The organism is Ideonella sp. WA131b (assembly GCA_023657425.1).
In the GTDB taxonomy this organism is placed as follows: domain Bacteria; phylum Pseudomonadota; class Gammaproteobacteria; order Burkholderiales; family Burkholderiaceae_C; genus Rubrivivax.
Genome location: JAGTJW010000002.1, coordinates 183,679 through 204,509, shown reverse-complemented (window position 1 = coordinate 204,509; position 20,831 = coordinate 183,679). Strand labels below are relative to the sequence as shown.

Genomic DNA, 20,831 nt, shown 5'->3' with positions numbered 1-20,831 from the left:
TGGCCCGGCACCCGTGTCGGGCGCTGCGCTTGTCGTAACCTCGAAGGCAGGCCACAAAGGTCAGAAGCCAAGGAGACATCCATCATGCCCCGCGCCATCCAGATCACCGCCTTCGGCGGCCCCGAGCAGATGCACCTCGTCGAGCTGCCCGTGGGCGCGCCAGGCGCGGGCGAGATCCGCATCCGCCACCACGCCAGCGGCCTCAACTTCATCGACGTCTACCAGCGCACCGGCCTGTACCCCAACGCCTTGCCGCTGACGCTGGGCATGGAGGCTGCCGGAGTGGTCGAGGCCGTGGGCGAGGGGGTCACGCACCTTCGTCCCGGCGACCGTGCCGCTTACGCCAGCAACCCGCCAGGCAGCTACAGCGAAGCACGGGTGATGCCGGCGAAGAACGTGGTCCGGCTGCCCGACGGTATTGCCTTCGACACCGCGGCGGGGATGATGCTCAAGGGCTTGACGGCGCAATACCTGCTCAAGCGCGTCAAGCCCGTGCAGGGCCTGGACCCCGGCGACTTCGTGCTGTTCCACGCTGCGGCCGGGGGCGTGGGCCTGATCGCCTGCCAGTGGGCCCGGGCGCTGGGCTTGCAGCTCATCGGCACGGCCGGCAGTGCGGCCAAGTGCGAGCTGGCGCTGGCCCACGGCGCCGCCCACATGATCGACTACCGGCGCGAGGACTTCGTGGCCCGGGTCAAGGCCATCACCGGCGGCCGCGGGGTGAAGGTGGTGTACGACTCCGTGGGCAAAGACACCTGGGAGGGCAGCCTGGACTGCCTCCAGCCGTTTGGCCTGATGGCGAGCTTCGGCAACGCCAGCGGTCCGGTGCCGCCGTTTTCGCCCGGCATCCTGGGGCCCAAGGGCTCGATCTATGTGACGCGGCAGACCCTGTTCACGCACATCGCCACGCGCGAGGCCACGCAGGCCATGGCCGACGACCTGTTCGCGGTGGTCGGCAGCGGTGCCGTGAAGATCCGCATCGACCAGCGCTACCCGCTGGCCGAGGCTGCAAACGCCCACCGCGAACTCGAAGCGCGCCAGACGACGGGCTCGACGGTGCTGTTGCCCTGAACGCGATCAGTCGAACTTGTAGTCCGTCTTGGCGCGCTTGCGCAGGTCGTCCTGCAGGGTCTGTGTCTGCATCTGCTCGAGCCGCTGCTTGATCTGGTCCTTGACCTCCTCGAAGGCAGGGAACGCCGCCTCGCGGGTGTCGTCGAGGCGAATGATGTGCCAGCCGAACTGCGTCTTCACCGGCGTCTCGGTCAGCTGGCCACGCTGCAGGCGGGCCATGGCCTGGCCGAATTCGGGCACAAAGCTGTCGGGCTTTGCGAAGTCGAGGTCGCCGCCATTGGCGCCGGAGCCGGGATCCTTGCTGTGCTTCTTGGCCAGTTCCTCGAAGCTGGCGCCGGCCTTGATCTGCACGATCAGGGCCTTGGCCTCAGCCTCCTGCTCCACCAGGATGTGGCGAGCACGGTACTCGGTGCCGGTGGCCTGGGCCTTGAACCTGTCGTACTCGGCCTTGGCGGCGGCGTCGGAGACCGGGTTCTTGCGCTTGTGGTCTTCGAACAACTCGCGGACCAGCAGGCTCTGGCGAGCCAGCTCCATCTGCGCCCGGAACTCGCGGCTGGCGCCGATGCCGCGCCTCTCGGCCTCTTGGGCGAAGATCTCGCGCAGCACCAGCTGGTCGCGGGCCTGCTTCTCCATCTCGGGGGTCACGGCCTGACCGCTGCGTGAGGCCTGCAGCAACAGCGTCTCCATGCGCGCCTTGGGCACCGGCTTGCCATTGACGATGGCGATGTTCTGCGACCACGCCGGGCTAGAGGCGGGCAGGAGGACGGCGAGCAAGAGCGCGCCGACGGCGATGGGTTTTGGCTGCATGGGGCGGGGGGTTGCAACAGGTGGGACGCCGCGTGCGATCGCAGCGAGGGCGCGAAACTCAGGCTTCGCACGGGGCCCGCGTGTCCAGGGCCAGGGCATGGATGCCCTGACTCGACAAAGGGCCGAGGGCATCATAAACGAGACGGTGACGCGCCACCCGTGACAAGCCGGCAAAGCGCGCGCAGGTGATGTGCACGCTGAAGTGCCGGCCTTCTCGGGCACCGGCATGGCCGGCGTGCAGGTGGCTGTCATCGGTGACCTCGAGCCGTTCCGGGGCCAGGGCCACGCGCAGCCTTGCGCCGAGCTCATCGGCCGTCACAGCCGGGTTTCCCCGTCATCGGGCGGCGCGAAGTCGATGGCAGCAGAGTTGATGCAGTAGCGCTCTCCGGTCGGCTCGGGACCGTCGGGGAACACGTGGCCCAGGTGCGAGCCGCAAGCGCGGCAGCGCACCTCGACGCGCACCATGCCGTGGCTGCGGTCGACGACGCGCTCGATCACCTCGGCGGAGGCTGCCGTGTGGTAGCTCGGCCAGCCGCAACCCGCGTCGAACTTGGTGTCGCTCTCGAACAGCACGGCGCCGCAGCCCACGCAGCGGTACTGGCCGTCCTCCCAATGATCCCAATAGCGGCCGGTGAAGGCGCGCTCGGTGGCGGCGTGGCGCGTCACCTGGTACTGCATCGGATCGAGCTGGGCGCGCCACTCGGCGTCGGGCTTGCTGACGGGGTAGCGCGGGTCGTCGTGGTCGTGGGGGTGGCTCATGGCGGGGATAAGCTGGCGGCAGCCGCTGCGAGGTCCGGATTGTGGTGCGCGAGCGATACCCGTGGTCCGGGCGTGTTGTCCCGTCGGCGACAGCACTGCGGGAACGTCCTGAGGAGCAGGGCCTTCCGCTTCCGGTACCTTCCGCCCCGTCCCGCGACCCTCAAGATCCCCCAAGGAGACTCGTCATGCCCCTGCTCTTCAAGCGCCGCCTGTTCGGTGCCTCGGTGGCCGCCACCGCCCTGCTCAGCACGGGTCTGGTGTTCGCGCAAGCCGGCCAGACCGTCAAGATCGCCTTCATGGACCCGTTGTCGGGCCCGTTCGCCAACGTCGGCCAGAACCAGCTGAAGAGCTGGCAGTTCACGGCCGAGGAACTCAGCAAGAAGAACAGCGCGGGCGTCAAGTTCGAGATCGTGCCGTTCGACAACAAGGGCTCCCCGCAGGAAAGCCTGAACACGCTGAAGGCGGCCATCGACCAGGGCATCCGCTACGTCACGCAGGGCAACGGCTCGGGTGCCGCCGCGGCCATCCTCGACGCCGTTCAGAAGCACAACGAGCGCAACCCGGGCAAGGAAGTGGTGTTCCTGAACTACGCCGCGGTCGACCCGGCGCTCACCAACGAGCGCTGCTCCTACTGGCACTTCCGGCTCGACGCCGACACCTCCCAGAAGATGGAGGCGCTCACCAGCTACATGAAGGAGGTGCCGAGCGTCAAGAACGTGTACCTCATCAGCCAGAACTACGCGCACGGCCAGCAGGTCAACCGCTACTTCAAGGAAATCATGGCGCGCAAGCGCCCCGACGTGAAGATCGTCGGCGAAGACCTGCACCCGCTGGGCCAGGTGAAGGACTTCGCGCCCTTCGTCGCCAAGATCAAGGCCAGCGGCGCCGACAGCATCGTCACCGGCAACTGGGGCCAGGACCTGACGCTGCTGGTCAAGGCGGCCAAGGACGCCGGCCTGAACGCGGCCTTCTACACCTACTACGCGGGTGTCAGCGGCACCCCCACCGCGCTGGCCGCGGGCGTGGGTGGCCCGGTTCGGGTCGTGGCCTACGGCCACAACAGCCTGCCCGACCCCATCAAGCGCATGCAGGACGATTTCAAGAAGCGCTTCAACGACGACTACTACACCTATGCCACGTACAACGGGATCGCGATGCTGATCGAGGGCATCACCCGGGCCAAGTCCACCGATCCGGTGAAGGTGGCGGCGGCCATGAGCGGCCTGAAGTTCAGGGGCTTCGCGGGTGAGGTCGAAATGCGCCGTGCCGACCACCAGTTGCTGCAGCCGCTGTTCATCACCGAGTGGCGCAAGGCCGACGCGAAGAACCCCTACAGCGTCGAGAACACCGGCTGGAACTTCCAGCCCGTCAAGGAGATTCCTTCCTTCGTGGCCGCGACGCCGACCTCTTGCCAGATGAAGCGGCCCTGATGTCCCCCCGCGACTGAGCCGACTGGCGCGGCGCCCTCGGGCGCCGCGCTTGCTTTACCAGCGACCGCGGCGCGCCCGATGCCCTCGACAAGATGGACGCCAGCTACTTCCTGATCTCATTGCTCAACGGCTTGTCAGTAGGCCTGCTGCTGTTCATGCTGGCCTCCGGGCTGACGCTGATCTTCAGCATGATGGGCGTGCTGAACTTCGCGCACGCGAGCTTCTACATGCTCGGCGCCTACGTCGCCTACACCATCACCCAGGCCGTCGGCTTCTGGTGGGGGTTGCTGATCGCGCCGCCCGTCGTCGGCGTGCTCGGGGCGCTGTTCGAGCGCTACGCGCTGCGCCGGGTGCACAAGTTCGGGCATGTGCCGGAACTGCTGATCACCTTCGGCCTGAGCTACATCATCCTCGAGCTCGTGCAGCTGGTCTGGGGCCGCCAGGCGCTGAATTTCCTGCCGCCGGAAAGCCTGCGCGGGCCGCTGTTCACGATCGTCGACCTGCCCGACTCCCTGTCGGTCGCCTGGGGCGACAAGCCGCCGCTCTGCGCCAGCGTCGCCGGTGCCATCTGCACCACGTTCCCGGCCTTCCGCGCCTTCGGCATGGCGGTGGCGGTGCTGATGCTCATCGCCGTTTGGCTGGTGCTGACGCGCACCCGGCTCGGCCTGGTCATCACCGCGGCGCTGACGCACCCCGAGGCCGTCGAATCGCTCGGTCACAACGTCCCGCGGGTGTTCATGCTCGTCTTCGGCGGCGGCACGGCGCTGGCGGCGCTGGCCGGCGTGATCGGCGGCGCCCTGCGCGTCACCGAGCCATCGATGGCGCTGGCGGTCGGTGCGGTCGTGTTCGCGGTGATCGTCATCGGCGGCATGGGTTCGCTGGCCGGCGCCTTCGTCGCCAGCGTCGGCCTCGGCGTGATCGAGAGCTTTGCAGTGGGCAGCGACCGCAGCATCGCCGACGGCCTGAAAGCCGTCGGCATGGCCGTCACCCCCGACACCTTCGGATACGCGGTGTGGAGCGTCAAGATCAGCCAGATCGCGGCCATCCTGCCCTTCCTGCTGCTGGTGCTGATCCTGATCTTCCGGCCCAAGGGCCTGTTCGGCACTCGGGAGGGTTGAGGCGATGGCGCACCTGCACGAGGGCCGTCCCCACTACCGCTTCCGGCCCTGGAACGTCGGGCGCTGGATCGTCTGGGGCGTCTATGCGTTGATCCTCTGCGTGGCTCCGCTGCTGTGGACGAGCAGCCTGTCGCACACCATGCTGTCGCAGATGGGCATCGCCATCATCGGCTGCCTGGCTTTCAACATGCTGCTGGGGCAAGGCGGAATGCTCAGCTTCGGCCACGCCGTCTACTCCGGCCTGGGCTCGTTCTTCGCGATCCACACGCTGAACCTGGTTTCCGCCGGCAAGCTGGCCGTGCCAGTGAGCCTGATCCCGCTGGTGGCCGGTTTCTTCGGCATGCTGTTTGCGGTGCTGCTGGGCTGGGTGACGACCAAGAAGGCGGGCACGCCGTTCGCGATGATCACGCTCGGCGTCGGCGAGCTGGTGTGGGCGATGTCGCTGATGTTCCCTGGATTCTTTGGTGGCGAGGGCGGCATCAGCGGCAACCGGGTCGCCGGCGAGAAGTTCCTCGGCATCACCTTCGGGCCGCAGATCCAGCTGTACTACCTGATCGCCATCTACACCTTCGTGTGCACGGTGGCCATGTTCGCGTTCACGCGCACGCCGCTGGGCCGCATGCTCAACGCCGTTCGCGACAACCCTGAGCGTGTCGAGTTCGTCGGCTACAACACGCAGTACGTGCGATACACGGCCTTCATTGCCAGCGGCTTCTTCATGGGTATCTCGGGCGGACTGGCGGCGCTGAACTTCGAGATCGTCACCGCCGAGGTCGTCAACGCCGCGCGCTCCGGGGCGCTGCTGCTGTTCACCTTCCTGGGCGGCGCGGTGTTCTTCTTCGGCCCCATCATCGGTGCGGTGCTGATGGTGCTGGCCCTGGTGCTGCTGTCGGAGCTGACGCTGGCCTGGCTGCTGTGGCTGGGCCTGATCTTCACCTTCATGGTGATGTACGCGCCCGGCGGCATCTCCAGCCTGATCATGATGAACCTGCGCGTGGCCGCCTTCGGCAAACTGCGGCCGCTGCTCGGCAGCTATCTGGCGCTGGCCGGCACGGGCCTGGTCGTGGTGGCCGGCTCGGGCGCGATGATCGAGATGATCTACCACCTGCAGCTCAATCAGGCGCTGGGGCCCGAGATCAGCTTCATGGGCGCCACGCTCAACGCCAAGAGCGTGGACAGCTGGTTCGGGGCCGCATTCGTGCTGGCGGTGGGTGTCTTGCTTTTCGAGTTCACGCGACGGCATTTCGTTCGCGAGTGGGACGCGATCCAGGAGTGGATCGAGAAGGAAGTGAAGCGCCGGGAGGCTGCCCTGTGACCGAGTTCGCCCTCGAACTGCGCGACGTGCGCAAGAGCTTCGGCAAGACCGAGATCATCCGCGGGGCCAGCCTGCAAGTGCGCCCCGGCGAGCGCGTGGCCATCATCGGCCCCAACGGCGCGGGCAAGAGCACGCTGTTCAACCTGATCAGCGGTCGCTTCGGCAGCACCAGCGGTGACATCCTGCTGCAGGGGCGCAAGATCGACGGCCTCAAGCCCTACGAGATCAACCGCATGGGGCTGGCCCGCAGTTTCCAGGTGAGCAACCTCTTCACGCGCCTGACGGTGTTCGAGAACCTGCGCTGTGCCGTGCTGTGGAGCCTCGGATACCGGTACTCGTTCTGGCGCTTCCTGGCCGACGCGCATGATGCCAACGACCGCGCCGAGGAGGTCATGGAGATGATCAAGCTCCACAAGCGGCGCGACGTCCAGGCCATGAACCTGACCTACGCCGAGCAGCGCGCGCTGGAGATCGGCATCACCATCGCTGGCGGCGCACAGGTGATCCTGCTCGACGAACCCACGGCCGGCATGAGCAAGAGCGAAACGGCGCGTTTCGTCAACCTCATCCGCGAGATCACGGTGGGCAAGACGCTGCTGACGGTGGAGCACGACATGGGCGTGGTCTTTGGCCTGGCCGACAAGATCGCAGTGCTGGTGTACGGAGAGGTCATCGCCTTCGACACGCCCGAGCGTGTGCGCGCCAACGAGCGGGTGCAGGAGGCCTACCTGGGCAGCGTGCTGGCCGACCAGCAGGCCGCAGGGGCTCACTGATGCTGAACGTCGACAAACTGCACGCTTTCTACGGCAAGAGTCACGTCCTGCACGGCGTGAATTTCGAGGTGCGCGAGGGCGAGATCGTGGCTCTGCTCGGGCGCAACGGCAGTGGCCGCAGCACCACCGTCAAGGCCGTGATGGGCCTGGTGGACCTGCAGGGCTCGGTGCAGTTCAAGGGCCGCGAGCTGCAGGGCCTGAAGGCCTTCGAGATCGCGCACACCGGCCTTGGCTACGTGCCCGAGAACCGCGACATCTTTCCCACGCTCACCGTGCACCAGAACCTGATGCTCGGCCAGAAGAGCGGCCAGAAAAACCCGCGCTGGACCTTCGACGACATGTACCGGCTGTTCCCGCGCCTGAAGGAGCGTCAGTTCACCGAGGCCGGTGTGCTCTCAGGCGGCGAGCAGCAGATGCTCACGCTGTGCCGCACCCTGATGGGCGACCCCGCGCTCATCATGATCGACGAGCCCACCGAGGGTCTGGCGCCCAAGATCGTCGAACTGGTGGCGGAGTATCTGCGTGAGCTCAAGCGGCGCGGCATCAGTGTGCTGCTGGTCGAGCAGAAACTCACCATCGCGCTGGAGGTGGCCGACCGCTGCCTCGTCATGGGCCACGGCCAGATCGTGTTCGAGGGCACGCCGGCCGAACTGCGCGCCAATGCCTACGTCCGCAAGGAGTGGCTGGAGGTCTGAGCCGCCAGCCGTCGCGGCCGGGACATCGCCTCGTCACCGCGCGATCCTAGAATCGAACGATCGTTCACTTTTGTCCCGCTGAAGGAGGCCCCATGGCTGCCCGCTACGAGACCCGCGGCAACGTCGCCGTCATCACGCTCGACAACCCGCCGGTCAACGGCCTGGGCTACGACACACGCGCTGGTGTGGCCGCCGGCATCGAGCAGGCGGTGGCCGACCCCGCCATCGTGGCCATCGTCATCACCGGTGCGGGCAAGGCCTACTCGGGCGGAGCGGACATCAAGGAGTTCGGCAGCCCCAAGGCCATCGCCGAACCCAATCTGCTGAGCCTGATCAAGCTGCTGGAAGACTGTCCGAAGCCGGTGGTGGCCGCCATCAACGGCACCTGCATGGGCGGCGGGCTGGAGCTCGCGCTCGGCTGCCACTGGCGCGTGGCCGCGGCCGGCGTGGACGTGGCGCTGCCCGAGGTGAAGATCGGCCTCATCCCCGGTGCCGGCGGCACGCAGCGCCTGCCGCGCGTGCTGGGCGTGGAGACGGCGCTGAACATCATCGTCAGCGGTGATCCGGTCAAGAGCGAGCTGCTGGCCAGCCTGCCGGGCCAGAAGCTGTTCGAGCAGATCGTGCCCGCGGGCCAGAGCGTGCTCGACGTGGCCGTGGCGCTGGCCGCGGCCAAGGCGAACGAACCCCGTGTGCGCGTGCGCGATCTCAAGGTCAGCCACTCGAACCCCGACGCGTACTTCCAGTTCGCGCGCAACATGGTCAAGGGCATGGCGAAGAACTTCCCCGCGCCGGTGAAGTGCGTCGACGCCGTGGAGCAGGCGCTGAAGAAGCCCTTCGACTTGGGGCTGCTCTACGAGCGCGAGACCTTCATCGCGCTGATGATGACGCCCGAGTGCAAGGCGCTGCGCCACGCCTTCTTCGGCGAGCGCGCCGCCAGCAAGATCCCCGACGTGCCCGAAGACACCCCGCAGCGCGCCATCGCCAAGGTGGCCGTCATCGGCGCCGGCACCATGGGTGGCGGCATCAGCATGAACTTCCTCAACGCCGGCATCCCGGTGACCATCCTCGAGACCAAGCAGGAAGCGCTGGACCGCGGCGTCGCCACCATCCGCAAGAACTACGAGGCCCAGGTCAAGAAAGGCAAGCTCAAGGCAGACAAGTACGACGCCCGCATGGCGCTCCTGAGCACCACGCTGAGCTACGCCGACATCGCCGACGCCGACCTCGTGATCGAGGCCGTGTTTGAGGAGATGGGCGTGAAGGAGGGTGTCTTCAAGACCCTGGACGAGGTGTGCAAGCCCGGCGCCATTCTGGCCAGCAACACCAGCACGCTCGACGTCGACGCCATCGCGGCCTTCACCAAGCGCCCGCAGGACGTGGTCGGCATGCACTTCTTCAGCCCGGCCAACGTGATGAAGCTGCTTGAGGTGGTGCGCGGCGCGAAGACGGCCAAGGACGTGCTGGCCACGGTGATGGCCGTCGCCAAGAAGATCCGCAAGACGGCGGTGGTGAGCGGCGTCTGCGACGGCTTCATCGGCAACCGCATGATCGAGCAGTACAGCCGGCAGGCCGGCTTCCTGCTCGAAGAAGGCTGCACGCCGGCCCAGGTGGACCGCGCGGTCGAAAAGTTCGGCTTCGCGATGGGCCCCTTCCGCATGGGCGACCTGGCGGGCAACGACATCGGCTGGGCCATCCGCAAGCGCCGCTACGTCGAGAAGCCGCACATGCGCTACAGCAAAACGGCCGACCTGCTGTGCGAGATGGGCCGCTTTGGCCAGAAGACGGGCGCGGGCTGGTACGACTACGTGCCGGGCAAGCGCGACGCCGTCCCGTCGGACGCGGTCGTGAAGATGATCGAAGAGCACCGCAAGACGCTCGGCATCACGCCGCGCAGGATCTCCGACGACGAGATCGTGCACCGGCTCGTCTACTCGCTCGTCAACGAGGCGGCCAAGATCCTCGAGGAAGGCATCGCCAGCAAGGCCAGCGACATCGACATGGTCTACCTCACCGGCTACGGCTTCCCGCTGTTCCGCGGCGGCCCCATGTGCTACGCCGACAGCCAGGGCCTCTTCAACGTCGTGCAGACCATGAAGAGGTTCGCCGCCAACCCGCATGACGACGCCGGGTTCTGGACGCCCGCACCGCTGCTGGCGAAGCTGGCCGCCGAAGGCAAGAGCTTTACCTGATCAAGTACGAACGAGGAGCCACCCCATGACCTCTGCCGTCATCGTCTCGACCGCCCGCACGCCCCTGGCCAAGAGCTGGAAGGGCGCCTTCAACATGACGCATGGCGCCACGCTCGGCGGCTTTGCCGTCAAGGCCGCCGTCGAGCGCGCCGGCATCGACCCCGGCGCGGTGGACGACGTGCTGATGGGCTGCGCCAACCCCGAGGGCGCCACCGGCTGGAACATCGCGCGCCAGGTCGCGCTGCGCGCCGGGTTGCCCATCACGGTGAGCGGCGCCACCGTCAACCGCTTCTGCTCCAGCGGCCTGCAGACCATCGCGATGGCCGCGCAGCGCATCATCGCGGGCGAAGGCGATGTGTATGTGGCCGGTGGCGTAGAGAGCATCTCCTGCGTGCAGCAGGAGATGAACATGCACATGTTCCAGGACAGCTGGCTCCAGGCGCACAAGCCCGAGATCTACTGGCCCATGCTGCAGACCGCTGAGCAGGTGGCCAAGCGCTACAACGTGGCCAAGGAGCGCATGGACCGCTTCGGCGCCGAGAGCCAGCAGAGGGCCTGCGCCGCCCAGGAGGCAGGCCGCTTCAAGGACGAGATCGTGCCCGTCACGGTCACGGCCGGCGTGGCCGACGCGGTCATGGGCCTGCGCAGCAAGGAGCTCACCGTCAGCGCCGACGAGGGACTGCGGCCGGGCACGACGTACGAGGCCGTGCAGGGCATCCGCTCGGCCATGCCGGGCGGCGTGGTGACGGCGGGCAACGCCAGCCAGTTCTCCGACGGCGCCGGCGCCTGCGTGGTGGTCAGCGAGGCCTATGCGCAGCACAAAGGCCTCAAGCCCCTGGGCCGCTTCCTCGGCTTTGCCGTGGCCGGCTGCGAGCCCGACGAGATGGGCATCGGCCCCGTGTTCGCGGTGCCCAAGCTGCTCAAGCGCCTGGGCCTCACGGTGGGCGACATCGACCTGTGGGAGCTGAACGAGGCCTTCGCGGTGCAGGTGCTGTACTGCGCCGACCGCCTGGGCATCCCGATGGACCGCCTCAACGTCAATGGAGGCGCCATCGCGCTGGGTCACCCGTACGGCGTGAGCGGTCAGCGCCTCACGGGCCACGCCCTCATCGAGGGCAAGCGCCGCGGCGCCCGGCGCGTGTGCATCACCATGTGCGTGGGCGGGGGCATGGGCGCGGCGGGCATCTTCGAGGTGATCTGAGGCCCCGATGACCGTGCTGCGCACGCCCGACGAGCGGTTCGCCGCCTTGCCGGGCTGGCCCTGGGCGCCGCGCTACACCCAGCATGGTCCCTGGCGCGTGGCGCGGGTCGACGAAGGTCCGGCTGCCGGTGCGCCCGTGGCCCTGTGCCTGCACGGCAACCCGGCCTGGGGCTACCTCTACCGCCACATGATCCCGGTGTTCCTGCAGGCCGGGTTGCGTGTGGTGGTGCCGGATCTCATCGGATTCGGCCGATCCGACAAGCCGGCCGACGGGCAGGTCCACAGCTTCGAGTTCCACCGCGGCATGCTTCTGGCACTCGTGGAGGAACTCGACCTGCGCGACGTGATGCTGGTCTGCCAGGACTGGGGCGGCCTGCTCGGCCTGACGCTGCCGATGGCCGCGCCCGAGCGCTACACCCGGCTGCTGGTGATGAACACCACGCTGGCCACGGGCGAGCTGAGCGAGGGCTTCCGCGCCTGGCGCGCCTACAGCAACGGCCAGCCCGATCTGGCCGTCGGCCGGCTGCTGCGCCGCGGCAAGCCCGAGCTGACCGAAGCCGAGGCGGTCGCCTACGACGCACCGTTTCCCGATGCAGCCCACAAGGCCGCGTTGCGCGCCTTCCCCAATCTCGTGCCGGACGGCGCCGAGGCCCCCGGGGCCGCGCTTTCGCGCGAGGCCCTGGCCTTCTGGCGCAGCCACTGGCAGGGCCACAGCTTCATGGCCGTGGGCGAGCGCGACCCGGTGCTCGGCCCGCCGGTGATGGAAGCCCTGGCCGCGGCGATCCGCGGCTGCCCGGCGCCGCTGCGTGTGGCCGAAGGCGGCCACTTCGTGCAGGAGTGGGGCGGGCCGATCGCCCAGGCCGCCCTGCGCCACTTCGGGCTGGCCGCATGACGCTCGACGAGGTACGCGGGTTCTTCGCCGCCGCGCCGTTCATGCGCGATCTGGGTGTGCAACCCACGCGGGTGGGCGAAGGCCGGCTGAGCGCCGAACTGGCCGTGCAGCCGCGGTTCCTGCAGCACACCGGGCAGGTTCATGCCGGCGTCATGGCCACGCTGGCCGACCACTGCATGGGCGCTGCGGCGCAGCTGCTGGCGCCCTCCGGCCACTGGGCACTGACGGCCGAGCTCAAGACCAGCCAGCTGCGCCCGGGCCGCGGTGTGCGCCTGCTGTGCGAGGCCTGGGTGGTGAAGGCCGGCCGGCGCCTGAGCTTCACCGAGGCCGAGGTCTGGGGCGAGGCCGGTGACGGCGCACGCTCGCTGGTGATGAAGGCCTCGGCGACCATGGCCCTCGTTCCCCTGGATCCACCCAAGGACGACTAACCCCATGCGATCCACGGTCGACTTCCTGCTGCACGACTGGCTGCGCATCGGCTCGCTGCTCGAGCGCCCGCGCTTTGCAGAACACTCCCGCGAGACCTTCGACGCCGTGCTCGACACCTGCGAGCGCATCGCGCGCGAGAAGTTCGCGCCCTTCAACCGGCTGGCCGACACGCAGGAACCGCAGGTCGTTTCGGGCCCGGAGGGCGACCGCGTGCATCTGCCCGAGGCCACGCACGCCGCCGTGGCGGCGTACGTCGACAGCGGCATGCTCGCCGCCGCGCAGGACTACGAGTTGGGTGGCCTGCAGCTGCCCTGCGTGGTGGAAATGGCGGCCAACGCCTTCTTCAGCAAGGCCAGCGTGGCCATGGGCGGCTACGCCATGCTCACCAGCGGCAATGCCAACCTGCTGATGGCGCACGGCAGCCCGCGGCAACGCGAGGTGTTCGCGAAGGCCGAATTTGCCGGCCGCTGGTTCGGCACCATGTGCCTGAGCGAGCCGCAGGCGGGCTCCTCGTTGAGCGACGTGGCCACGCGCGCCGTGCCGGATGGCGAGAGCTTCGACGCCGATCCGTTGGGCCCGCGCTACCGCCTGCGCGGCAACAAGATGTGGATCAGCGGCGGCGAGCACGAGCTCACCGAGAACATCGTGCATCTGGTGCTGGCGAAGATCCCGAGCGAAGACGGCAGCCTGCCGCCGGGCACGCGCGGCATCTCGCTGTTCATCGTGCCCAAGCGGCTGGTCGATGCCGAAGGGCGCCTCACGGGCGAGCGCAACGACGTGGCCCTGGCCGGCCTCAACCACAAGCTCGGCTACCGCGGCACCACGAACACGCTGCTCAACTTCGGCGAGGGCCGGTTCCCGGTGCGCGGGGTGCCGGGCGCCGTAGGCTACCTCGTGGGCCAGCCCGGCGAGGGCCTGCGCTGCATGTTCCACATGATGAACGAGGCGCGCATCGGTGTCGGCCTGGGCGCCGTGATGCTGGGCTACGCGGGCTACGAGGCCAGCCTGGACTACGCACGCCAGCGCACCCAGGGCCGCCCGGTCACCGGTGCCGGCAAGGACCCCGCCCAACCGCCCGTGACGCTGGTGCAGCACGCCGATGTGCGCCGCATGTTGCTGGCGCAGAAGGCCTACGTCGAAGGCGGCCTGGCACTGGAGCTCTACTGCGCGCGCCTGGTGGACGATGCCCACACGGCCGATGCTGCCGCGGCGGCCCAGGCGAAGCTGCTGCTGGAAGTGCTGACGCCGATAGCCAAGAGCTGGCCCAGCGAGTGGTGCCTCGAGGCCAACTCGCTGGCCATCCAGGTGCTGGGCGGCTACGGCTACACACGCGACTTCCCGGTGGAGCAGCACTGGCGCGACAACCGCCTGAACATGATCCACGAGGGAACGCACGGCATCCAGGCGCTGGACCTGCTCAGCCGCAAGGTGGTGATGGACGGCGGCGCGGGCCTGAAGCTGCTGGCCACGCGCATCAGCGCCACGATCGAGCGCGCCGGGCAGGCCGAGGGCCTGGCCGAGCCCGCCAACCGGCTGGCCGCGGCGCTGCAGAAGCTGGGCGCGGCCACCAAGAGTGCCTGGGCCACCGGCGTGCCCGAGGAGGCGCTGGCCAACGCCGTGCCCTACCTGCAGGCCTTCGGCCACGTCGTGCTGGCCTGGCTGTGGCTCGACGTCGCCCTGGCCGCGCGCGGCCACGCGCGCGAGCCCGGCACCCGGGCCGCGATGCGCTTCTTCTTCGCCCACGAACTGCCCAAGATCGACGCCTGGCTGGCCGTCGTGGCCAGCCGGGACGACACCGCGCGCACCATGCGCGATGAGTGGTTCTGATCACCGGCCCATCGACCATGAGCAACGACACGCTCGACAAGCTGATCTGGGTGTTGATCTACGGCGGCTTGCTGGTGCTGTGCCTCGGCCTGTTCCTGCTGCGCACCGCCCCCGGCCTGGGCTGGGGCCTTGTTGTCGTCGGCGGCGCGCTTGCCACCGTGGGCGCGGCCCTGGTGGCGGTGCGAGCGCGGCGCGACCCCTGATTTCCCTCTCGACACCCCGCACCGGAGACACCGCCATGGGCACGCCCGTTCAACAGTTGTTCGACCTCACCGGCCAGGTGGCCCTCGTCACCGGCGGCTCGCGCGGCCTTGGCCTTCAGATGGCCGAGGCGCTGGGCGAGGCCGGCGCGAAGATCATGCTCACCAGCCGCAAGGCGGCTGATCTTGAGGAAGCCACCGCCGACCTGGCCGCGCGCGGCATCGACGCGCGCTGGATCGCCGCCGACGCCAGCAAGCCCGAGGACGTGGAACGCGTCGTGAGCGAGACCATGCAGCGCCTGGGCCGCATCGACATCCTCATCAACAACGCCGGCGCCACCTGGGGCGCACCGGCCGAGGACTACCCGCTCGAGGCCTGGGACAAGGTGATGAACCTGAACATCCGCAGCCTGTTCCTGTTCGCGCAGGCCGTGGGCAAGGCCTGGATGATCCCCAACCGGCGCGGGCGCATCGTCAACATCGCCAGCATCGCGGGCCTGGGCGGCAGCATGGACGTGAAGTTCATCGCCTACGGCACGAGCAAGGGCGCGGCGGTGAACTTCACCCGCACGCTGGCTGCGGAGTGGGGCGCGCACGGCATCACCGTCAACGCGCTGGCGCCGGGATTCTTCCCCAGCAAGATGACGGCCGGCGTGCTGGCCACCTTCGGCGCCGAGACTCTGGCCAAAGCCGCGCCGCTCAAGCGTCTGGGCGACGACGACGACCTGAAGGGCGCCGTGCTGCTGCTGGCCAGCGCGGCGGGCAAACACATCACCGGGCAGATCCTGGCGGTGGACGGTGGCGTGAGCTCTTGCCACGGTGGCTGAACATGAGCCCCCAGGCTCCCTTTGGTCGCCATCCCCCGGGGGGGCTCTCGCAGCGGCCCGGCAGAGCCGGTTCCGCGCGAGGGTCGGGCTTCGGGGCGCGATCATGAGGCAGGGTCCGCTGGCCTTTCCGCTGCGCATTCCTTTCGTCGAGGCGCTGGGTCTCGAGCTCTGGCACTTCGGCGGCGGCAAGGCCGAGCTGCAGGTGGATCTGGCCGAGGCCCACCTCAACAGCTGGGAGGTGGCACACGGCGGCGTACTGATGACGCTGCTGGACGTGGCCATGGCCCACGCCGCGCGCAGCGCTGGCTCGGCCGACCCCATGACGGCACCTGGTGTCGTGACCATCGAGATGAAGACCAGCTTCCTGCGCGCCGCCGAAGGTCGGCTGCGCGCCGTGGGCCACCTGCTGCACCGCACCACAACCATGGCCTTCACCGAGGGCCAGGTGTACGACGAAGACCACCTGCTCTGCGCCCACGCCACCGGCACCTTCAAATTCCTGCGTGCGCTGCCCACCAAGGGGCGGGCATCCAAGGCGCTGCAACGCAACCCCGCAACCGGAGACACCCCGTCATGAGCACCCATCGCCGCATCGTGCTGGCCGCCCGCCCCCATGGCGAGGCCGGCCTCGAGCACTTCCGCCTTGAGACCACCGAAACGCCCGCTGTGCCCGAGGGCCACGTGCGCGTGCAGGTGCACTACCTGAGCCTGGACCCGTACATGCGCATGCGCATGAACGACGCCAAGAGTTACGCCGCACCGGTGGGCATAGGCGAGCTCATGGTGGGCGGCACGGTGGGCGTGGTGGCCGAGTCGCGTCACGAGGGCTTCGCGTCCGGCGACGCCGTGGTCTGCATGGGCGGCTGGCAGGAGCAGGCCGTGCTGGATGCTCGGCTGCCGGGCATGGTGCGCAAGGTGGATGCGCGGCGCGTGCCGATGAGCGCCTACCTGGGCGCCGTGGGCATGCCCGGCGTCACCGCCTGGGTGGGCCTGAACATGATCATCGAACCCAAGGAAGGCGAGACCGTGATCGTCAGCGCCGCCAGCGGCGCCGTGGGCGGCGTGGTGGGCCAGCTGGCCAAGGCCAAGGGCTGCCGCGTGGTGGGCATCGCGGGCGGGGCCGACAAGTGCGCCTACGTGGTGGACGAGCTCGGCTTCGACGCCTGCATCGACCACCGCGCGCACCGCGACGCGGCGTCGCTGGCTGCCGCCCTGGACGCCGCAGCGCCCAAGGGCATCGACGGCAACTTCGAGAACGTCGGCGGGATGATCCTCGATGTCATCCTCAGCCGCATGAACGCCTTCGGCCGCGTGGCGCTGTGCGGGCTGATCTCGGGCTACGAGGGCCAGTCGCTGGCCATCAGCAACGCGCGGCTGCTGCTGACGCAGCGGCTCAAGCTTCAGGGCTTCATCGTCAGCGAACACATGCAGCTGTGGCCGGCGGCACTGAAGGAACTCGGTGCCGGCGTGGCCGAAGGCCGCATCAGGTACCGCGAAAGCGTGGCCGTGGGACTGCAGGCCGCGCCCGAGGCCTTCCTGGGCCTGCTCAAGGGCCGCAACTTCGGCAAGCAGGTCGTCAAGCTCGTCTGAGAAGCTGCAGACGAATCCGCGACAATGGCTCTGAACTGGACCTGGAGCCGCTACGCCGGCCTGGGCGTGGACAACCTCTACGACGCCCTGGCGCTGCGCTGCCGCGTGTTCGTGCTGGAGCAGGGCCCCTACCTCGACCCCGATGGCATCGACCGCCAGGCCGGGCACCTGCTGGGGCGCGACGCGACGGGCCTGCTGCACGCCTACCTGCGCGTGGTGGATCCCGGCGCGAAGTACGCCGAACCCTCCATCGGCCGCGTGATCACGAGCCCCGAGACCCGCGGCACCGGCCTGGGCCGGATGCTGATGGCCGAGGGCGTCGCGCGCTGCGCCGCGGCCTGGCCGGGGCAGGGCATCCGCATCAGCGCGCAGTCGCACCTCGAACGCTTCTACGGCGGCTTCGGCTTCGTGCGCACGGGCCCCGACTATCTGGAAGACAACATCCCCCACTGCGAGATGCTGCGGCCTCGCGAAACGGACGAACAGGAGCGAACATGACCCTGCAAGCCGGCGGCATCGCCGTCATCACCGGCGCCGCCAGCGGCTTCGGTTTCGAGGCCAGCCTGCTGGCCGCCCGTCGCGGCCTCAAGATCGTCATGGCCGACGTGCAGGCCGATGCGCTGGCCGCCGCGCAGGCGCAGGTCGAGGCGCTGGGTGCCGAGGTGCTGCCGTTCCGGCTCGACGTCTCCAAAGCCGCCGAGGTGGAGGCGCTGGCCGAGGCCACGTTCACCCGCTTCGGCGTGCCCACCTTCGTGTTCAACAACGCCGGCGTGGGCGCGGGCGGGCTGATCTGGGAGCACACCGCGGCCGACTGGGACTGGGTGATCGGCGTCAACCTCCTGGGCGTGGCCCATGGCGTGCGGGTGTTCACGCCGGCCATGCTGGACGCCGCCGCGAAGAACCCCGCCTGGCAGGGCCACATCGTCAACACCGCCAGCATGGCCGGGCTGCTGAACGCGCCCAACATGGGCGTCTACAACGTCAGCAAGCACGCCGTGGTGTCGATGAGCGAGACGCTCTACCAGGACCTGGCGCTGGTGACGGACCAGGTGCACGCCCACGTACTCTGTCCGTTCTTCGTGCCCACCGCCATCAGCCGCAGCCACCGCAACCGCCCGGCTGACATGCCGACGGCCCGGCCCACCAAGAGCCAGCTCATCGCCCAGGCCATGAGCGACAAGGCCGTGGGCAGCGGCAAGGTCTCGGCGGCGCAGGTGGTGCAGTCGGTGTTCGAGGCTTGCGACGCCAACCGCTTCTACATCTACAGCCACCCGCACGCGCTGGGCGGCGTGCAGGTGCGGCTGGAGGACCTCATGACGCCGCGCAACCCGACGGACCCCTTTGTGGAGAGGCCGGAGATCGGGGCCGGGCTGCGGCGGCAGCTGCGTGGGGGCTGAGCCTGCCGCGCGCGGCGGCGATCAGGCTTCCCCCGCATGTGCTCCTGCCGCGCACTTCGCGGGACGTTCAGGATCGCGGAGCTTGCGGCGGTTGCGCACTCCGCCAGTGCGGCCAAAGCGGTCGGAGCTTGGACGCGGGAGCACCCCAAGCAGGCAGCGGCCCCGATCAGCCGCGCAAACGCGCGGGCTTCAGCCCAGCCGCGCCAACAGCGGTGGCAGCGCACGCAGCAGCAGCGCCGCGCCCGAGAGCGCCAGCAGCGCCAGCACCACGCGCTGGAAGGTCTTGGTGCCGATTCCGGCGTACAGGCGCGCACCCAGCAGCACGGGCAGGAGCACGGCGCCGGCCACCCAGGGCAGCAACGGCCACATCTCGCGTGTGACGAGGCCGCTGACCGCGTAGGCCGACAGCGTGACGACGAGCATCGCGAGGTTGAAGTTCTGGACCACGCTGCGCAGTGTGTCGCGTTCCCAGCCGCGCAGCGTGGCCCACAGCGTGGGGATGGGCCCCGCGAAACCCGCCACTGCACCCGTGAGGCCGCCCAGCAGCCCTGCCGCGCCATCGGCAACGCGGCCTCCTCGCTGCAGCCGCGGGATGCGACCCGAAAACAGCATCACCGGGCACCAAAGCGCCAGCAGCAGGCCGATGCCGAGCTGAAAGCTGGGCGTATCGAGCCGCGGCAGCAGCAACAGGCCCAGCGGGATCCCGGTGAGGCCACCCGCCAGCAGCGGCCACAGCCGGTGCCAGTGCATGCCACGCCGAACAGTGGCAGCGGCGATGAGCTGCCCCACGAGCGCGCCGAACACCGACAGCGGCGCCACCATCAGCGGCGGCAGCCACCACGCCCAGATCGAGGTGGCCACAAGCCCAAAGGCAAAGCCCGAGAGCCCCTGAACGAAGCCGGCTGCCACCGCGCCGGCAATCACGACCACGAACGTCGAATCCATCGGCCCGCATTGTGGTGGCGGCCGCGGCTGCACAGGCGCCGTACAGTCGCGCCGCCATGCAAGCGCCTTCCATCGATGTCGCCGTCGTCGGCGCCGGCCCTGCCGGCCTGATGGCGGCTGAAACCCTGGCCGCCCGCGGCCACGCCGTGCACGTGTTCGACGGCATGCCCTCGGCCGGGCGGAAGTTCCTGCTCGCGGGCAAGGGTGGGCTCAACCTTACCCATGGCGAGCCGTGGGAGCGCTTCGTCACACGCTACGGCGCGCGGCCGCCGGCGCTGCAGGCCGCACTCGAGGCCCTCCCGGCGCAGGCGCTGCGCGACTGGGCCGCGGCGCTGGGCGTGGAGACCTTCGTCGGCAGCAGCGGCCGTGTCTTCCCGTGTGACCTGAAGGCCGCACCGTTGCTGCGCACGTGGCTGCACCGGCTGCGCGGGCAGGGCGTGCAGTTCCACATGCGCCACCGATGGCAGGGCTGGGGCGCCGAGGGCGCGCTGCGCTTCGACACGCCGCAGGGCCCGCGCAGACTGAAGCCGCGTGCCACCGTGCTGGCCCTGGGCGGCGCCAGCTGGAGGCGGTTGGGCTCCGACGGCGCCTGGTGGCCCTGGCTGCGCGACGCTGGCGTGGCGCTGGCGCCGCTGGTGCCCAGCAACTGCGGCTTCGACATCGGCTGGAGCGAGAAGCTGCAGCGCGAGCACGCCGGCGCGCCGTTGAAGGGCGTGCGCCTGTCGTTCGAGGGCTTCGAGCAGGTGGGCGAGATGGTGATCACGGACGGCGGCTTGGAAGGCAGCCTGGTCTACGCCGCCTCGGCGTGGCTGCGTGATGCGATCGCGCGTGACGGCCGTGCCAGCTTCCGGCTCGACCTGCTGCCCGACCGCGACGCCGCCTGGGTGGCGCGCGAGCTGGCACACCCGCGCGGCAGCCGCTCGCTGGGCTCGCACCTGCAGTCGCGACTCAATCTGGGCGCGGCCAAGGCGGCGCTGCTGTGGGAGGTGGTGATGCGCCGCGAGCCCGCGGCACGGCAGGATGTCGCGCGGCTGGCTCAGCTCGTGAAGGCGCTGCCCCTGACCGCAACGGCGCCACGGCCCATCGACGAGGCCATCAGCAGCGCCGGCGGCGTGGCCTTCGAGGCGCTCGACCAGCGACTCATGCTGAAGGCGAAGCCGGGGGTGTTCTGCGCCGGTGAGATGCTGGATTGGGAGGCGCCCACCGGGGGCTATCTGCTCACGGCCAGCTTCGCCACCGGCCGTGCGGCGGGCGCGGGCGCCGCGGCCTGGCTGGGCCCGATCCGTGCGGGCTGAGCCCTTCGACAAGCTCAGGACGGGCCTGCCGAAGCCCCCCGTACACTGCGCGGCTTCGTGTTTTCGACCCCTGT

General features: G+C 69.3%; 22 protein-coding genes. 18 read left to right on the top strand and 4 right to left on the bottom strand.

All coding sequences use genetic code 11. From position 1 onward, the window contains the following. Window positions 1-84 precede the first annotated feature (84 nt). Window positions 85-1,068, top strand: coding sequence for a quinone oxidoreductase (locus KA711_10975; GenBank protein ID MCM0609494.1), 984 nt, complete (start codon window positions 85-87; stop codon window positions 1,066-1,068). A gap of 6 nt (window positions 1,069-1,074) precedes the next feature. On the opposite strand, the gene KA711_10970 is transcribed toward KA711_10975, so the two are convergent. Genes KA711_10970 through msrB form a run of 3 tightly spaced genes read right to left on the bottom strand, consistent with a single transcriptional unit; the run spans window position 1,075 to window position 2,634 of the window. Next, window positions 1,075-1,875 (bottom strand): peptidylprolyl isomerase, encoded by an 801-nt coding sequence (locus tag KA711_10970; protein MCM0609493.1) that lies wholly within the window; start codon window positions 1,873-1,875, stop codon window positions 1,075-1,077. A 58-nt stretch (window positions 1,876-1,933) separates the two neighbouring features. After that, the gene (locus tag KA711_10965) at window positions 1,934-2,194 is read right to left on the bottom strand and encodes a BolA family transcriptional regulator (protein MCM0609492.1); all 261 of its coding nucleotides are present in this window, start codon (window positions 2,192-2,194) and stop codon (window positions 1,934-1,936) included. Next, the gene (gene msrB, locus KA711_10960) at window positions 2,191-2,634 is read right to left on the bottom strand and encodes a peptide-methionine (R)-S-oxide reductase MsrB (protein ID MCM0609491.1); all 444 of its coding nucleotides are present in this window, start codon (window positions 2,632-2,634) and stop codon (window positions 2,191-2,193) included. The genes KA711_10965 and msrB overlap by 4 nt, the downstream gene beginning before the upstream one ends. Before the next feature lie 185 nt (window positions 2,635-2,819). On the opposite strand from msrB, the gene KA711_10955 reads away from it, so the two are divergent. From KA711_10955 to KA711_10880, 16 genes are all read left to right on the top strand, one after another. After that, entirely contained in the window at window positions 2,820-4,064 is a 1,245-nt protein-coding gene (locus tag KA711_10955) for a branched-chain amino acid ABC transporter substrate-binding protein (GenBank protein MCM0609490.1), read from the top strand. 92 nt (window positions 4,065-4,156) lie between these two features. Beyond that, window positions 4,157-5,182, top strand: a complete 1,026-nt coding sequence (locus tag KA711_10950; protein MCM0609489.1) for a branched-chain amino acid ABC transporter permease — start codon at window positions 4,157-4,159, stop codon at window positions 5,180-5,182. Between the two features lie 4 nt (window positions 5,183-5,186). Next, a complete protein-coding gene (locus KA711_10945; GenBank protein ID MCM0609488.1) occupies window positions 5,187-6,497 on the top strand; it encodes a branched-chain amino acid ABC transporter permease in 1,311 nt (436 codons plus the stop codon). After that, a complete protein-coding gene (locus KA711_10940; GenBank protein MCM0609487.1) occupies window positions 6,494-7,270 on the top strand; it encodes an ABC transporter ATP-binding protein in 777 nt (258 codons plus the stop codon). The genes KA711_10945 and KA711_10940 overlap by 4 nt, the downstream gene beginning before the upstream one ends. Next, the gene (locus KA711_10935) at window positions 7,270-7,965 is read left to right on the top strand and encodes an ABC transporter ATP-binding protein (protein MCM0609486.1); all 696 of its coding nucleotides are present in this window, start codon (window positions 7,270-7,272) and stop codon (window positions 7,963-7,965) included. Before KA711_10940 ends, KA711_10935 begins: the two co-directional genes overlap by 1 nt. 92 nt (window positions 7,966-8,057) lie before the next feature. Continuing rightward, on the top strand, window positions 8,058-10,154 hold the full coding sequence (locus KA711_10930; protein ID MCM0609485.1) for an enoyl-CoA hydratase/isomerase family protein: 2,097 nt from the start codon (window positions 8,058-8,060) through the stop codon (window positions 10,152-10,154). A gap of 25 nt (window positions 10,155-10,179) precedes the next feature. Further along, window positions 10,180-11,355 carry an acetyl-CoA C-acyltransferase gene (locus tag KA711_10925; protein MCM0609484.1) on the top strand — a complete coding sequence of 392 codons (1,176 nt, stop codon included), beginning with the start codon at window positions 10,180-10,182 and terminating at the stop codon, window positions 11,353-11,355. A gap of 7 nt (window positions 11,356-11,362) precedes the next feature. Next, a complete protein-coding gene (locus KA711_10920; protein ID MCM0609483.1) occupies window positions 11,363-12,247 on the top strand; it encodes an alpha/beta fold hydrolase in 885 nt (294 codons plus the stop codon). Further along, complete coding sequence (locus tag KA711_10915) at window positions 12,244-12,675, top strand: PaaI family thioesterase (protein MCM0609482.1); 432 nt, start codon at window positions 12,244-12,246, stop codon at window positions 12,673-12,675. Before KA711_10920 ends, KA711_10915 begins: the two co-directional genes overlap by 4 nt. Window positions 12,676-12,679: 4 nt before the next feature. Next, window positions 12,680-14,503: an acyl-CoA dehydrogenase gene (locus tag KA711_10910; protein ID MCM0609481.1), complete on the top strand. Its 1,824-nt coding sequence runs from the start codon at window positions 12,680-12,682 to the stop codon at window positions 14,501-14,503. A gap of 17 nt (window positions 14,504-14,520) precedes the next feature. Further along, on the top strand, window positions 14,521-14,706 hold the full coding sequence (locus tag KA711_10905; protein MCM0609480.1) for a hypothetical protein: 186 nt from the start codon (window positions 14,521-14,523) through the stop codon (window positions 14,704-14,706). A gap of 35 nt (window positions 14,707-14,741) precedes the next feature. Continuing rightward, window positions 14,742-15,530: an SDR family oxidoreductase gene (locus KA711_10900; protein MCM0609479.1), complete on the top strand. Its 789-nt coding sequence runs from the start codon at window positions 14,742-14,744 to the stop codon at window positions 15,528-15,530. A gap of 103 nt (window positions 15,531-15,633) precedes the next feature. Next, window positions 15,634-16,107 (top strand): PaaI family thioesterase, encoded by a 474-nt coding sequence (locus KA711_10895; GenBank protein MCM0609478.1) that lies wholly within the window; start codon window positions 15,634-15,636, stop codon window positions 16,105-16,107. Next, window positions 16,104-17,120: an NADP-dependent oxidoreductase gene (locus tag KA711_10890; GenBank protein MCM0609477.1), complete on the top strand. Its 1,017-nt coding sequence runs from the start codon at window positions 16,104-16,106 to the stop codon at window positions 17,118-17,120. The genes KA711_10895 and KA711_10890 overlap by 4 nt, the downstream gene beginning before the upstream one ends. Window positions 17,121-17,144: 24 nt before the next feature. Next, a complete protein-coding gene (locus KA711_10885) occupies window positions 17,145-17,618 on the top strand; it encodes a GNAT family N-acetyltransferase (GenBank protein ID MCM0609476.1) in 474 nt (157 codons plus the stop codon). Continuing rightward, window positions 17,615-18,517: an SDR family oxidoreductase gene (locus tag KA711_10880; protein ID MCM0609475.1), complete on the top strand. Its 903-nt coding sequence runs from the start codon at window positions 17,615-17,617 to the stop codon at window positions 18,515-18,517. Before KA711_10885 ends, KA711_10880 begins: the two co-directional genes overlap by 4 nt. A gap of 189 nt (window positions 18,518-18,706) precedes the next feature. Here KA711_10880 and KA711_10875 read toward each other — a convergent pair whose 3' ends face one another. Then, window positions 18,707-19,462 (bottom strand): sulfite exporter TauE/SafE family protein, encoded by a 756-nt coding sequence (locus KA711_10875; GenBank protein MCM0609474.1) that lies wholly within the window; start codon window positions 19,460-19,462, stop codon window positions 18,707-18,709. 56 nt (window positions 19,463-19,518) lie between these two features. Here KA711_10875 and KA711_10870 point away from each other — a divergent pair, with 56 nt between their 5' ends. Beyond that, window positions 19,519-20,757 (top strand): TIGR03862 family flavoprotein, encoded by a 1,239-nt coding sequence (locus tag KA711_10870; GenBank protein MCM0609473.1) that lies wholly within the window; start codon window positions 19,519-19,521, stop codon window positions 20,755-20,757. Window positions 20,758-20,831 lie beyond the last annotated feature (74 nt).

Excerpts from the sequence above, each read along its gene's own strand:
- KA711_10975 (MCM0609494.1), top strand. The coding sequence starts at position 85 with ATGCCCCGCGCCATCCAGATCACCGCCTTCGGCGGCCCCGAGCAGATG.
- KA711_10970 (MCM0609493.1), bottom strand. The coding sequence starts at position 1,875 with ATGCAGCCAAAACCCATCGCCGTCGGCGCGCTCTTGCTCGCCGTCCTC.
- msrB (MCM0609491.1), bottom strand. The coding sequence starts at position 2,634 with ATGAGCCACCCCCACGACCACGACGACCCGCGCTACCCCGTCAGCAAG.
- KA711_10955 (MCM0609490.1), top strand. The coding sequence starts at position 2,820 with ATGCCCCTGCTCTTCAAGCGCCGCCTGTTCGGTGCCTCGGTGGCCGCC.
- KA711_10950 (MCM0609489.1), top strand. The coding sequence starts at position 4,157 with ATGGACGCCAGCTACTTCCTGATCTCATTGCTCAACGGCTTGTCAGTA.
- KA711_10945 (MCM0609488.1), top strand. The coding sequence starts at position 5,187 with ATGGCGCACCTGCACGAGGGCCGTCCCCACTACCGCTTCCGGCCCTGG.
- KA711_10935 (MCM0609486.1), top strand. The coding sequence starts at position 7,270 with ATGCTGAACGTCGACAAACTGCACGCTTTCTACGGCAAGAGTCACGTC.
- KA711_10930 (MCM0609485.1), top strand. The coding sequence starts at position 8,058 with ATGGCTGCCCGCTACGAGACCCGCGGCAACGTCGCCGTCATCACGCTC.
- KA711_10925 (MCM0609484.1), top strand. The coding sequence starts at position 10,180 with ATGACCTCTGCCGTCATCGTCTCGACCGCCCGCACGCCCCTGGCCAAG.
- KA711_10920 (MCM0609483.1), top strand. The coding sequence starts at position 11,363 with ATGACCGTGCTGCGCACGCCCGACGAGCGGTTCGCCGCCTTGCCGGGC.
- KA711_10915 (MCM0609482.1), top strand. The coding sequence starts at position 12,244 with ATGACGCTCGACGAGGTACGCGGGTTCTTCGCCGCCGCGCCGTTCATG.
- KA711_10910 (MCM0609481.1), top strand. The coding sequence starts at position 12,680 with ATGCGATCCACGGTCGACTTCCTGCTGCACGACTGGCTGCGCATCGGC.
- KA711_10905 (MCM0609480.1), top strand. The coding sequence starts at position 14,521 with ATGAGCAACGACACGCTCGACAAGCTGATCTGGGTGTTGATCTACGGC.
- KA711_10900 (MCM0609479.1), top strand. The coding sequence starts at position 14,742 with ATGGGCACGCCCGTTCAACAGTTGTTCGACCTCACCGGCCAGGTGGCC.
- KA711_10895 (MCM0609478.1), top strand. The coding sequence starts at position 15,634 with ATGAGGCAGGGTCCGCTGGCCTTTCCGCTGCGCATTCCTTTCGTCGAG.
- KA711_10890 (MCM0609477.1), top strand. The coding sequence starts at position 16,104 with ATGAGCACCCATCGCCGCATCGTGCTGGCCGCCCGCCCCCATGGCGAG.
- KA711_10885 (MCM0609476.1), top strand. The coding sequence starts at position 17,145 with ATGGCTCTGAACTGGACCTGGAGCCGCTACGCCGGCCTGGGCGTGGAC.
- KA711_10880 (MCM0609475.1), top strand. The coding sequence starts at position 17,615 with ATGACCCTGCAAGCCGGCGGCATCGCCGTCATCACCGGCGCCGCCAGC.
- KA711_10875 (MCM0609474.1), bottom strand. The coding sequence starts at position 19,462 with ATGGATTCGACGTTCGTGGTCGTGATTGCCGGCGCGGTGGCAGCCGGC.
- KA711_10870 (MCM0609473.1), top strand. The coding sequence starts at position 19,519 with ATGCAAGCGCCTTCCATCGATGTCGCCGTCGTCGGCGCCGGCCCTGCC.